Raw genomic sequence first — 12,228 nt, 5'->3', positions numbered from 1 at the left:
AGTTCTGCTCAATGAAAACATTGTTTAGCCAGCTGCCTGCTATTGATAGCCTGCTGCGCGACCCCGCGTTGCAGCCGCTGCTCAATGAGGCAGGAACGGCTTTTGCCACACGTCAGCTGCGCGCCATGCAACAGGAAGCTCGCGAACATATCCAGCAGCATCAGGCGTTGCCCGACTGGCACGCTAACTGGTCGGATGAAGCGCTGCGCCGCTCGCGTCAGCAGCGCCAGAGCGCGCTCCGTCCGGTGTTCAATCTTACCGGCACGGTATTACACACCAACCTGGGCCGCGCCCAATTGAGCGATGCGGCCATCGCTGCCGTCACTCAATGTCTGCGCCAGCCGGTGACGCTGGAATATGCGCTGGATGATGCCGCTCGCGGCCATCGCGATCGCGCCGTTGCCGCCCTGCTGTGCGAACTGACCGGCGCGGAAGATGCCTGCATCGTCAACAACAACGCCGCGGCGGTGCTGCTGATGCTCTCAAGCCTGGCAGCCGGGCGCGAGGTGGTGGTTTCGCGCGGTGAACTGGTGGAGATTGGCGGGGCGTTCCGCATTCCTGATGTGATGCGCCAGGCAGGATGTCGGCTGGTGGAAGTCGGCACCACGAATCGCACCCATCTGAAAGATTATCGCGCCGCAATCACCGACGATAGCGGCTTGTTAATGAAAGTTCACACCAGTAACTATCAAATCCAGGGCTTCACCCATGCGGTGACAGAAGCGGAACTGGTGGCACTGGGCGCCGAGCATCAGTTGCCGGTGATCACCGACCTCGGCAGTGGATCACTGATCGACATGACCGCCTACGGCCTGCCAGCCGAACCGATGCCGCAGCAGCTGCTTGCTGCTGGCGTCAGCCTGGTGAGTTTTTCCGGCGACAAACTGCTGGGCGGCCCGCAGGCTGGGATTATTGTCGGGAAAAAAGCGTTGATTGCCCAACTGCAACAGCACCCACTCAAACGCGCGCTACGCGTGGATAAAATGACGCTGGCGGCGCTGGAGGCCACGCTGCAACTTTACCGCCATCCGGAAAAGCTGCGTGAAACGCTGCCGACCTTACACCTGCTGACCCGTCCCGCGCATGACATCCTGCACCAGGCCGAGCGACTGATGCCCGCGCTGGAAAATGCCTTTAGTGATGATTTTTCGCTGACAATCGCGCCCTGTTCGTCACAAATCGGCAGCGGATCGCTACCGGTGGAGCGTTTACCCAGCTTTGCCATCACCTTTAGCCCGCGCGATGGCCAGGGTGGCACCCTGAACGCGCTGGCACAACGCTGGCGCACCCTGCCACAACCGGTGATTGGCCGCTTACAGGATGGCAAACTGTGGCTTGATCTGCGCTGCCTCAGCGACGAATCCGCCTTTATCCAGGCGTTAGTACCATGATTATCGCCACTGCCGGGCATGTCGATCACGGCAAAACTGCGCTGCTACAGGCACTGACCGGCATCAATGCCGACCGTCTGCCAGAAGAACAACGACGTGGCATGACCATCGACCTGGGTTACGCCTACTGGCCGCAGCCTGATGGCCGGGTGATCGGTTTTATTGATGTTCCGGGCCATGAAAAGTTTCTCGCCAATATGCTGGCGGGCATCGGCGGTATCCATCACGCGTTACTGGTGGTGGCCTGCGACGATGGCGTGATGCCGCAAACCCGTGAGCATTTGCAGCTGCTCAGCCTGGCCGGGCAGCCCGCGCTGAGCGTCGCGCTGACCAAAGCGGATCGGGCAGACGCGGCCCGTATTGAAGAAGTGCAGCAACAGGTGGCGCAACTGACGCAGCAATGGGGTTGGTCAGATACGGTGCAGTTTGTCACCAGCAGCACCACCCGGCAGGGCATTGACGCGCTACGCCAGCATCTGATCAATCTGCATGAACCGCCCTTTACTCCCCGGCAGCGTTTCCGCCTCGCCATCGACCGTGCCTTTACCCTGAAAGGGGCGGGCCTGGTGGTCACCGGTACCGCACTGGCGGGAGAAGTCAGCGTGGGTGACACCCTGTGGCTGACCGGTGTTAATCAGCCGGTACGCGTACGCGCCCTGCATGCGCAGAATCAATCCGTCACCCATGCGCAGGCCGGGCAACGCATCGCCCTGAATATTGCCGGTGAGGTGGAAAAAGCGCAGATTAGCCGCGGCGACTGGCTGCTGAGCCAGCAGCAGGAGCATGGCAGTACGCGACTCACCGTGGCGTTATCGCTGTTGCAGCCACTGCATAGCGCTTCACAGCCGGTGCATCTTCATCATGCCGCCAGCCACGTTACCGGACGCTTAACCCCCCTCAGCGAGCAGCTTGGCGAGCTGGTACTGAGTAGCCCACTGTGGCTGGCAGACAATGACCGCCTGATCATCCGCGACAGCAATGCCCAGCAAACACTGGGGGGTGGGCGGGTGATTCTGCTGAACAGCAAAAAACGTGGCAAGCGGCATCCTGACTATCTGGCCTGGCTGCAACAGCTGGCGCAGGCGGGGAATGATGAAGCCAGCCTGCGTGCCCACCTTGCGCATCAGCCTGCTGACTACAGTGAATTCTCCTGGGCGCGTCAGCTGACGCCAGCGGCGATGGAGACCCTGCTGGCTGCCATCGCGCCGGTGCGCTTAAATCAGGCATTGATGGACCCGGATCAGGCCAGCCGCTGGCAGCAACAACTACTCGACGCGCTGGCCCACTTTCATCAGCAACATCCCGAGCAACCGGGCATCGGCCACGACCGCCTGCGCCGTATCGCCCTGCCGCATGCCCCGGCAGAACTGGTGCTGGCGCTGATTGATCAGACACTGGCACAGGGGCGGATTCAGCAACGCAACGGCTGGCTGCATCAGCCCGATTTTGAGCCGCGTTTCAATCCGCAGGAAGACGCCTTATGGCAGCAGGTTGGCCCGCTGTTTACTGACCAGCCGCTCTGGGTGCGTGATATTGCCACCCGCCTCCAGCAGGATGAGCAGGCGATTCGTTCCCTGTTACTGACAGCGGCACGGCTCGGCCACATCACCGCGATCGTGCGCGATCGCTACTACCTGACTTCGCAGGTGCAGATCTTCGCCGATCTCATTCGCCAGCGTGCCGCACAGGGCGGCAGCACTTCTGCCGCTGATTTCCGCAGCCAGCTCGGCACCGGGCGTAAAGTGGCGGTGCAAATCCTGGAGTTTTTTGACCGCAGCGGTTTTACCCGCCGCCGCGGTAATGAACATCTGCTGCGCGATGCGCGGCTGTTTAACACCTGATTTTCGTGCCTCCTCGCAATTGCCGATGTAATCCCGCTGCAACCCCAGTTCATCGTTGAACAAAAATGTGCCAGGATGTAAGAATATTTCTTACATCAGGTAACCGCTATGGCACGGACTATGACGATCGATTTGGGTGACGAACTGCGCGAGTTTGTTGAATCACTGGTTGCATCCGGTGACTACCGTACGCAAAGCGAAGTGGTGCGGGAATCACTACGTTTGTTGCGGGAGAAGCAGGCGGAGTCGAAGCTGGAAACACTGAGGGTGCTGGTGAAACAAGGTTTTGAGAGTGGTGAAGGGGAAGTGTGGGACAGAGAAGCCTTTCTTAAGAAAGTCAGAGCCAGGGTAGGCATAAATGAACAGGACGATAATAGTACAACCTGAAGCGGAGGAAGATCTCAGTTCAATTTGGATTTATGGCTATTGGAATTACGGCGAACATCAGGCCAATTGCTATAACCTTAAATTTGACACTCTATTTTCCAGACTTGTATCGAACGAGTTAGGACGTAAGCGATCAGAATTGGGAGAACATGTATATTCACTCCCTTGCGGACGGCATATTATTTTCTATCGATCAGAATCTGATACCGTATTTATTGGCCGTATATTGCATCATTCACAAGACATTGGTGCATTCACTTTCGATATTCAATTTCACTAAGCAAAAGGGGCGATCGCTCGCCCCTTCGTTTTTCCAGATGTTCGCCTTACTGCAACAGCGAAATATCCGCCACTTGCAAGAACAGCTCGCGCAGTTGGGCCAGCAGCGTCAGACGGTTAATCCGCACTGCCTGGTCATCTGCGTTCACCATCACTTTATCGAAGAAGTTATCGACCGCTTCGCGCAGCTGCGCCAGTTCGATCAACGCATCCTGATAGCGGCCTTCTGCGAAGTACGGTTGCAGTTTGCTGCCGAGCGCCGTGACGAAGGTCGCCAGCTTGATCTCTTCGTTCTCTTTCAACAGCGAAGCCTGCACGCTGTCGTTCAGCGTTTCGGTTGATTTCGCCAGGATGTTAGAAACACGCTTGTTGGCCGCTGCCAGCGTTGCCGCCGCTTCCAGAGTACGGAAGTGCGAAACCGCTTTCATACGCGCATCGAAATCGGCCGGACGAGTCGGGCGACGAGCCAGTACCGCCTGAATGGTGTCCACGCTGTGACCTTCTTCCTGATACCAGGTGCGGAAACGTCCCAGCATAAACTCGATCACATCATCCACAACCTTAGCATTGCTCAGTTTGCTGCCGTAGAGGCGCACCGCTTCTTCCGTCAGGGTTTGCAGATCGAGCGGCAGGTTCTTCTCGACGATAATACGCAGCACGCCCAGCGCCGCACGGCGCAGCGCGAACGGGTCTTTATCGCCTTTCGGATGCTGACCAATCCCGAAGATGCCCGCCAGGGTATCCATTTTATCGGAAATCGCGACGGCACAGGCGACCGGGTTAGACGGCAGATCATCACCGGCAAAACGCGGCTGATACTGCTCGTTCAGCGCCACCGCCACATCTTCCGCTTCGCCATCATGACGCGCGTAGTGCATGCCCATCACACCCTGAGTGTCGGTAAACTCGAACACCATGTTGGTCATCAGGTCGCATTTCGACAGCAGGCCAGCGCGGGTAGCATGGTTTACATCGGCACCGATCTGCGCGGCGATCCAGCCAGCCAGCGCCTGAATGCGGTCAGTTTTATCACGCAGCGTACCCAGCTCTTTCTGGAACAGCACGGTTTCCAGACGCGGCAGATGATCTTCCAGACGCTTTTTACGGTCGGTGTTAAAGAAGAATTCAGCATCGGCCAGACGCGGACGGACCACCTTCTCGTTACCGGAGATGATCTGCTGCGGATCGCGGGATTCGATGTTGGCAACAAAGATGAAGTTCGGCAGCAGTTTGCCGTCATCAGCGTAGACCGGGAAGTATTTCTGGTCACCTTTCATGGTGTACACCAGCGCTTCAGCCGGAACCGCGAGGAATTTCTCTTCAAAGGTGGCGGTCAGTACTACCGGCCACTCCACCAGCGAGGTGACTTCTTCCAGCAGGCTGTCGCTCAGGTCAGCATTGCCACCCAGCTGCAGCGCCGCTTTTTCGGCATCCGCTTTGATCCGGGCTTTACGCGCTTCGTAGTCCGCCATCACCTTGCCGCGTTCCAGCAGCAGCTGCGGATATTGATCGGCATTGTCGAGGGTGATTTCCGGCTCACCCATAAAGCGATGACCACGGATCACGCGATCCGACTGAATGCCGAGGATGGTCGCCGGAATCAGCTCCGCACCCAGCAGCAACGTCACGGTGTGGACCGGACGCACAAATTGCACGTCGCTGGCACCCCAGCGCATCAGTTTCGGGATCGGCAGCTTGCCCAGTGCGGTTGCTACCATCGCGGGCAGCAGCGTCTGGACGCTTTCGCCTTTGACCTGCGCACGATAGACCAGCCATTCACCTTTATCGGTGTTCAGGCGCTCCGCCTGATCCAAGGTGATACCGTTGCCACGCGCCCAGCCTTCTGCCGCTTTAGTGGCATTGCCGTCAGCATCGAAAGCTGCCGCAATCGCCGGGCCGCGTTTTTCAACTTCGCGATCCGGTTGTGCCGCTGCCAGCTGGGCCACTTTCAGTGCCAGACGACGCGGAGCCGCAAACCAGCTGACTTCACCGTGCGCCAGGCCAGCAGCGTCCAGCTCAGCAGTCACGTGCGCAGCAAAGGATTCCGCCAGGCTGCGCAGCGCTTTCGGAGGCAACTCTTCGGTGCCAATTTCCACCAGGAAAGTTTTATCGGTCATGGCTGCCTCTTACTTGTTGTTATTGCACATCGGGAAGCCCATCGCCTCACGGGAGGCGTAGTAGGCTTCAGCCACGGCTTTGGTCAGGGTACGGATGCGCAGAATGTAACGCTGACGCTCGGTCACCGAGATCGCCTTACGCGCGTCCAGCAGGTTAAAGCTGTGCGCGGCTTTCAGGATGCGCTCATACGCAGGCAGCGGCAGCGGTTTTTCCAGCGCCAGCAGGTGCTGTGCTTCTTTCTCGTACTGCTCGAAGCAGGTGAAGAGGAAATCCACATCGGCGTATTCGAAGTTATAGGTCGACTGTTCCACTTCGTTCTGATGGAACACATCACCGTAAGTGGTTTTGCCCAGCGGGCCGTCGCTCCAGGTCAGATCATAGACACTGTCCACGCCCTGGATATACATCGCCAGACGCTCCAGGCCGTAAGTGATCTCACCGGTCACTGGCTTACATTCGAGGCCGCCCACCTGCTGGAAGTAAGTAAACTGCGTCACTTCCATGCCGTTAAGCCACACTTCCCAGCCGAGACCCCAGGCACCCAGCGTCGGGTTTTCCCAGTTATCTTCAACGAAGCGAATGTCGTGCACCGTCGGATCGATACCCAGCTCTTTCAGCGACCCAAGGTACAGCTCCTGAATGTTGTCCGGCGAGGGCTTGATGATCACCTGGAACTGATAGTAGTGCTGTAAACGGTTCGGGTTTTCACCGTAGCGTCCATCGGTAGGACGGCGGGATGGCTGCACATAAGCGGCGGCAATCGGCTCCGGGCCTAATGCGCGCAGGCAAGTCATCGGGTGAGAGGTGCCAGCGCCCACTTCCATGTCCAGCGGTTGGACAATGGTGCAGCCCTGACGCGCCCAGTAATCCTGCAAGGTCAGGATCAGGCCCTGAAAGGTCTTGGTATCAAACTTTTGCATGTTGAATTCGCACGCGATACGGGTGGATTAAAAAAGAGTGCGACAGTATACCCTTTGACCGCGCATTGTGCAGCCGGAAATCCTGACAACGCACCAGCAACCAGATGGCTCTGAATTCCAGGCCCAGAGGTTGTTGGCTAGCCTGCCACTGACTACCCTTCCGGGCATGGACGTTGTGTACCTGGGGAAGCTATGCCGCAAAAAATCAATTGGATCGACAACTTACGTGCCATCGCCTGCCTGATGGTGATCGTTATTCATACCACCACCTGGTACATCACCGGGCCGATGGCAGTGACCGGTCTCAGCTGGGATGTGGCTAACGTGCTCAACTCCGCATCGCGCGTCTGCGTGCCGCTGTTCTTTATGATTTCAGGTTATCTGTTCTTTGGTGAACGCAGCGCCAGGGGGCGGCATATGCTGCGTATCGTGCTATGCCTGCTGTTCTACAGCGCGGTGGCGCTGGCTTATATCACCTGGCTGACGCCGATCAGCGAAGGCCGTTCGCTGCTGAAGCTGTTGCAGAAACCGGTGTTCTATCACCTGTGGTTTTTCTTTGCGATTATCGGTATCTACCTGCTTTCACCGCTGATTCAGGTGAAAAGCGTGCCGCCGCGCTACGTAGCGTTACTCGTCCTGGTGCTGGCGGTGCTGGCAAATCCCAACACGCTCAGCCAGTCGGTGGGGCCGTTTCACTGGTTACCGGTGAATTTATATGTCAGCGGAGACAGCATTTATTACCTGCTGTATGCGTTACTGGGGCGGACCATTGGCTGTATGGACACGGAAAAGCCGGGGGTCACCTTACTGGCCGCACTGGGTTTTATCGCCTGTGTGATTGGCATCGCGCTTGGCACCAAACAGATGTTGCTGATAAACGGTGCATTCAACGATACCTGGTATCTCTACTGCGGACCGCTGGTATTCATTGCGGCAATTAGCCTGCTGGTACTGTGCAAAAATGCGCTCAATCGCCGCACGCCGCCGCTACTGGCGACCATTGCGCGCTATTCGCTGCCCATTTATGGCTTTCATGCGTTGTTTATCCATTTTCTGCGTACCAACCATTACGACGATATGGCAAAGCCTTGGTTCGACCTGCCGTGGGTGTTTGGCGTAACGCTTGGCGGAAGTTTACTGCTGGCGATATTGCTAAAACGGGTCGATAAACATCATCTGGTGAGCTGATCGTCCCAGCGTTGCAGCGCCCGACGCAGCTGACGCGCGGAGGAAAAACCTGCTGCCAATGCGGCTTTTTCTGCGGCTTCGCCCTGCTGCTGACGCTGACGGGCAATCACCAGCCGCAGCTGCTCGTGGTATTCACGCACGCTAATGCCCAGATGCTGGCGGAACAGACGCGTCAGATGCCGCTCGCTGACATGGGCGCGCTGCGCCAGCGCAGGCAGCGACCAGTCATACTCAGGGTGGGCAATCATCACATCCTGCGCTCGGTGAATCGCCGGGTGCAGGTGGTTACGATAGCGCAGCCACGGCGAGAGCTGCGGATCATCGCCGGAACGCCGGAACCACACCACCATCTCACGCGCCACCGCCAGCGCCTGACGCGCGCCGCACAGCCGGTTAATCAAGTGCAGCGAGAGATCGATACCAGCGGTGATCCCGGCGCTACTCCAGATGCCACCATCTTCAATAAACACCCGATTTTCTTTTACCAGCGCTGCCGGGGCCGCCGCCTGCAAACGGGGCAACACGTCATGATGCGTGGTGCATTGCACGCCATCCAGCAATCCGGCAAGGGCTGCCAGCAACGAACCGGAGCAAACGCACACCAGGGTGATGCGCTGTGCCTGGATATCGGCCTGTTGCTGGCGTAACCAGTCACGCGCCATCGCCGCAGCGGGGGTGTCGTAGCAGGTACGCGAATCGTGCACGCCCGGCACCACCAGCAGGCTGTTGTCAGGCAACCGATCGGGCAGCGGCGCGATGTCACTGATGGTCATTTGGGTGGAACCGATGACGCTGGCCTGCGGCCCGATATAGTGCAGCACGAAGTGGCCGCCAGCCAGCTGGAAGGTTTCTGCCGGGCCGGTGAGATCGAGCACCATCACCCCGGGGAGAATCAGGAAGAACACGGGCTGCGGCATGAGTGTGCTCCGGTTGGTTTGGTTTACGTCCTGCACCCAACCGTAGCGACGCGATTTATCGCGTGTGTTTTAGCAGCAGGTGTCCCGGTTCAAAAGACGCGCGATAAATCGCGCCGCTACATCATAGCCAACCTTAACATCCAACTCATGCCCTTTTCGGCCATCTTACCGCGGTATCAGGACATCAGCGGTTGCAGTTGCTGATACAGACGGGCAAAGACCTCTCGCTGTGGTTGATAAGCACGATGCCTGGCCGCATCCGGCTGATGGCGCTGCGCCAGCTCCGGTGTCGGCAACGCGCTATCGGGAGCGACCGCCAGTTGTGCCAGCCGTGCCGCACCCAGCGCGGGACCCACTTCACCGCCATGACAATAATCCAGCGTCAGGCCGCTGATATCCGCCAGCATCTGCCGCCAGTAAGCACTACGCGCTCCGCCACCAATCAGCATCACCGTTTGCGGTTGCACGCCACATTCATGTACCGCATCCATTCCTTCGGCCAGAGCAAATCCCACCCCTTCCAGCACCGCACGCGCCAGTTCCGGCCTGCCATGCTGATGCGTCAGGCCGAAAAACGCCCCCTGCGCCTGCGGGTTGTTATGCGGTGTTCGCTCCCCGGAGAGATAAGGCAGGAACCATACGGATGAGACATCGCTGCGCGCCTGTTCAGCTTCGGCGAGGAGTTGCGGCACATCCTCACAGCCAGTGAGTTTTGCCGCCCAATCCAGGCAGGAGGCCGCACACAGGATCACGGACATCAAATGCCAGCGCTGCGGTAGCGCATGGCAAAAACTGTGTACCGCCCGCTGTGGATTGCTGAGATAACCCTCGCTTACCAGGAAATAGACGCCCGAGGTGCCGAGCGACAACATGCCCTGCCCTGGCTCCACCATACCCACGCCCACCGCTCCCGCCGCGTTATCACCGCCACCCGCCACCAGTGGCACCGGCTGCATTCCCCAGCGTTGGGCTATCTCTGGCTGCAACCTACCGGTCACCTGGTTGCCTTCAAACAGCCGTGGCATCTGGCTGCGATCCAGCCCGCAGGCGGAGAGTAATTTATCGCTCCAGTCACGTTGCGCCACATCCAGCCACATCGTCCCGGCCGCGTCCGACATATCAGTGGCAAAATCGCCGCTTAAGCGCCAGCGCAGATAATCCTTGGGCAGCAAAACCTTAGCGACCTGTGCAAAGATCTCAGGTTCATGTTGCTGCACCCACAGCAGCTTGGGTGCAGTAAAACCCGGCATCATCAGGTTGCCGGTGATGGCGCGTGAGTCCGGCACCTGCTGTTCCAGTTGGCGGCACTGCTCAGCACTGCGCCCGTCGTTCCAGAGAATCGCCGGACGCAGCACCCGGAACCGGGTATCCAGCAGGGTGGCACCGTGCATCTGGCCACTCAGACCTATCGCCTGCACGCCGCTTAAATCGTGCTGCTGCGCCAGTGCCTGCATCGCCTGGTCCGTGGCGAGCCACCAGCTTTCGGGATCCTGCTCGCTCCATAACGGATGCGGGCGCGACACCTGCAACGGTGCGCTGGTAACGGCAATCACCTGCCCCTGCGCATCCAGCAATGCCACCTTGACGCCGGAGGTGCCTAAATCGATCCCGATAACCATGCTGATCTCCTGAAAGATTAAAAATCAAAAAGGTAGTGATTCACCAGATTTTCCAGCTGCTCCTGACGTCCGCTACGATGCTGCGGATTAAATTGCTGCTGCCCGGCATGTTGCGCCAGCGAGGCGAGGGAAAATTCCCCTTTGAGGATCTGCTGACCAAACTCCCCGTTCCAGCCGCTGTAGCGTTGTGCAACTCGCTTATCCAGCTCGCCGTCTGCCACCATACGCGCCGCCACTTTCAGCGCCAGCGCCATAGTATCCATCGCACCAATATGACCGTAGAACAGGTCATATTTATCCGTGCTCTGACGCCGTACTTTGGCATCAAAGTTTAAGCCGCCGGTGGTAAATCCGCCCGCTTTGATGATTTCGTACAACACCAGCGCATTCTCTTCCACGCTAATCGGGAACTGATCGGTGTCCCAGCCGCACTGAATGTCGCCACGGTTAGCATCCACCGAACCAAAAATCCCCAGCGCAATGGCTGTGGCAATTTCATGATGGAAGGAGTGGCCCGCCAGCGTCGCGTGGTTAGCTTCCACGTTAACTTTAATCTCTTTCTCCAGCCCAAACTGCTTCAGGAAGCCATATACCGTCGCCACATCATAGTCATACTGATGTTTGGTCGGCTCCTGCGGTTTCGGCTCGATCAGCAACATGCCCTGGAAACCGATTTTGTGTTTATGGTCCACCACCATCTGCATAAAGCGGCCAATCTGCTCACGCTCCTGACGCAGGTCGGTATTCAGCAGGGTTTCATAGCCTTCGCGGCCACCCCATAACACATAGTTTTCACCGCCGAGGGTTTGCGTTGCCTGCATGGCGCTGCACACCTGGCTGGCGGCCCAGGCAAAAATTTCCGGGTCCGGGCTGGTGGCTGCCCCTGCGCCATAGCGCGGATGGGTGAAGCAGTTGGCGGTGCCCCACAACAGTTTCACGCCGGTTTCCTGCTGTTTTTCCAGCAGTTTATCAGTCATCACTGCAAAGTTTTCGCGATAGCTTTTCAGCGAATCGCCTTCCGGCGAGACATCGACATCGTGGAAGCAGTAATAAGGTACGTTCAGCTTGTGAAAGAACTCAAAAGCGACGTCGGCCTTCTGTTTCGCCAGTTCGAGCGCATCACCATTCTTCTGCCAGGGCCGGTCAAAGGCACCCACACCAAACATATCTGCGCCGTTCCAGCAGAAGGTATGCCAGTAGCAGGCGGCAAAACGCAGATGCTCCGCCATGGTTTTACCGAGAATCACTTCATCAGGATTGTAATGACGAAACGCCAGAGGATTGCGGGTGTTGGCTCCCTCATAACGAACGCGATCAAGCTGGTCGAAATAGGCGTGCATTTTTTGCTCCTTAGCATGAGGACCCGAGTGGTCAGCTTTGAGCCATTATTGTGGTAATGCGTTATGCCGCTTCTCAATTACGATATTTCACACTTAACTTAAGATAATTATTATTTGTGCGTCAGCTCGCAAAATAATGTCGTTATTTTCATTGCACGCCTTCTCGCAGCTGACTTGCAATCCATTCCTCTGAAAACCGCCAAATATCGATCGCGCTCAAAAAATCGC

10 protein-coding genes are annotated in these 12,228 nt (G+C 57.8%); 5 read left to right on the top strand and 5 right to left on the bottom strand.

What is annotated here, in order from left to right:
• The first annotated feature begins 11 nt into the window (after positions 1 to 11).
• From selA to CUN67_RS00185, 4 genes are all read left to right on the top strand, one after another.
• The gene (selA, locus tag CUN67_RS00200; RefSeq protein WP_208713507.1) at positions 12 to 1,391 is read left to right on the top strand and encodes an L-seryl-tRNA(Sec) selenium transferase; all 1,380 of its coding nucleotides are present in this window, start codon (positions 12 to 14) and stop codon (positions 1,389 to 1,391) included.
• Positions 1,388 to 3,232 carry a selenocysteine-specific translation elongation factor gene (gene selB, locus CUN67_RS00195; protein ID WP_208713506.1) on the top strand — a complete coding sequence of 615 codons (1,845 nt, stop codon included), beginning with the start codon at positions 1,388 to 1,390 and terminating at the stop codon, positions 3,230 to 3,232. The genes selA and selB overlap by 4 nt, the downstream gene beginning before the upstream one ends.
• Positions 3,233 to 3,340: 108 nt before the next feature.
• Positions 3,341 to 3,619, top strand: a complete 279-nt coding sequence (locus CUN67_RS00190; RefSeq protein WP_208713505.1) for a type II toxin-antitoxin system ParD family antitoxin — start codon at positions 3,341 to 3,343, stop codon at positions 3,617 to 3,619.
• Entirely contained in the window at positions 3,591 to 3,899 is a 309-nt protein-coding gene (locus CUN67_RS00185; protein ID WP_208713504.1) for a type II toxin-antitoxin system RelE/ParE family toxin, read from the top strand. The genes CUN67_RS00190 and CUN67_RS00185 overlap by 29 nt, the downstream gene beginning before the upstream one ends.
• 46 nt (positions 3,900 to 3,945) lie before the next feature.
• Here the strand turns inward: CUN67_RS00185 and glyS are convergent, their stop codons facing one another.
• Together glyS and glyQ are read right to left on the bottom strand one after the other, a co-directional pair.
• Positions 3,946 to 6,015 carry a glycine--tRNA ligase subunit beta gene (glyS, locus tag CUN67_RS00180; RefSeq protein WP_208713503.1) on the bottom strand — a complete coding sequence of 690 codons (2,070 nt, stop codon included), beginning with the start codon at positions 6,013 to 6,015 and terminating at the stop codon, positions 3,946 to 3,948.
• A gap of 9 nt (positions 6,016 to 6,024) precedes the next feature.
• Positions 6,025 to 6,936 (bottom strand): glycine--tRNA ligase subunit alpha, encoded by a 912-nt coding sequence (glyQ, locus tag CUN67_RS00175; RefSeq protein ID WP_208713502.1) that lies wholly within the window; start codon positions 6,934 to 6,936, stop codon positions 6,025 to 6,027.
• 192 nt (positions 6,937 to 7,128) lie between these two features.
• Here glyQ and CUN67_RS00170 point away from each other — a divergent pair, with 192 nt between their 5' ends.
• On the top strand, positions 7,129 to 8,124 hold the full coding sequence (locus tag CUN67_RS00170; protein WP_208713501.1) for an acyltransferase: 996 nt from the start codon (positions 7,129 to 7,131) through the stop codon (positions 8,122 to 8,124).
• Here the strand turns inward: CUN67_RS00170 and CUN67_RS00165 are convergent.
• The 3 genes from CUN67_RS00165 to xylA all read right to left on the bottom strand — a co-directional run bounded on the left by CUN67_RS00165 (position 8,109) and on the right by xylA (position 12,000).
• Positions 8,109 to 9,041 (bottom strand): GlxA family transcriptional regulator, encoded by a 933-nt coding sequence (locus CUN67_RS00165; protein ID WP_208713500.1) that lies wholly within the window; start codon positions 9,039 to 9,041, stop codon positions 8,109 to 8,111. The two genes, CUN67_RS00170 and CUN67_RS00165, sit on opposite strands and share 16 nt — an antisense overlap.
• A 176-nt stretch (positions 9,042 to 9,217) precedes the next feature.
• Positions 9,218 to 10,660: a xylulokinase gene (gene xylB, locus CUN67_RS00160; protein WP_208713499.1), complete on the bottom strand. Its 1,443-nt coding sequence runs from the start codon at positions 10,658 to 10,660 to the stop codon at positions 9,218 to 9,220.
• Positions 10,661 to 10,677: 17 nt separating this feature from the next.
• Positions 10,678 to 12,000, bottom strand: coding sequence for a xylose isomerase (xylA, locus tag CUN67_RS00155; protein WP_208713498.1), 1,323 nt, complete (start codon positions 11,998 to 12,000; stop codon positions 10,678 to 10,680).
• Between the last annotated feature and the right edge of the window lie 228 nt (positions 12,001 to 12,228).

It is taken from the genome of Pantoea cypripedii, from assembly GCF_011395035.1.
Taxonomy (GTDB): domain Bacteria; phylum Pseudomonadota; class Gammaproteobacteria; order Enterobacterales; family Enterobacteriaceae; genus Pantoea; species Pantoea cypripedii_A.
This window is presented reverse-complemented; position numbering and strand designations above follow the sequence as displayed.

Coding starts and splice junctions, on each gene's coding strand:
- selA (WP_208713507.1), top strand. CDS start 12: ATGAAAACATTGTTTAGCCAGCTGCCTGCTATTGATAGCCTGCTGCGC.
- selB (WP_208713506.1), top strand. CDS start 1,388: ATGATTATCGCCACTGCCGGGCATGTCGATCACGGCAAAACTGCGCTG.
- CUN67_RS00190 (WP_208713505.1), top strand. CDS start 3,341: ATGGCACGGACTATGACGATCGATTTGGGTGACGAACTGCGCGAGTTT.
- CUN67_RS00185 (WP_208713504.1), top strand. CDS start 3,591: ATGAACAGGACGATAATAGTACAACCTGAAGCGGAGGAAGATCTCAGT.
- glyS (WP_208713503.1), bottom strand. CDS start 6,015: ATGACCGATAAAACTTTCCTGGTGGAAATTGGCACCGAAGAGTTGCCT.
- glyQ (WP_208713502.1), bottom strand. CDS start 6,936: ATGCAAAAGTTTGATACCAAGACCTTTCAGGGCCTGATCCTGACCTTG.
- CUN67_RS00170 (WP_208713501.1), top strand. CDS start 7,129: ATGCCGCAAAAAATCAATTGGATCGACAACTTACGTGCCATCGCCTGC.
- CUN67_RS00165 (WP_208713500.1), bottom strand. CDS start 9,041: ATGCCGCAGCCCGTGTTCTTCCTGATTCTCCCCGGGGTGATGGTGCTC.
- xylB (WP_208713499.1), bottom strand. CDS start 10,660: ATGGTTATCGGGATCGATTTAGGCACCTCCGGCGTCAAGGTGGCATTG.
- xylA (WP_208713498.1), bottom strand. CDS start 12,000: ATGCACGCCTATTTCGACCAGCTTGATCGCGTTCGTTATGAGGGAGCC.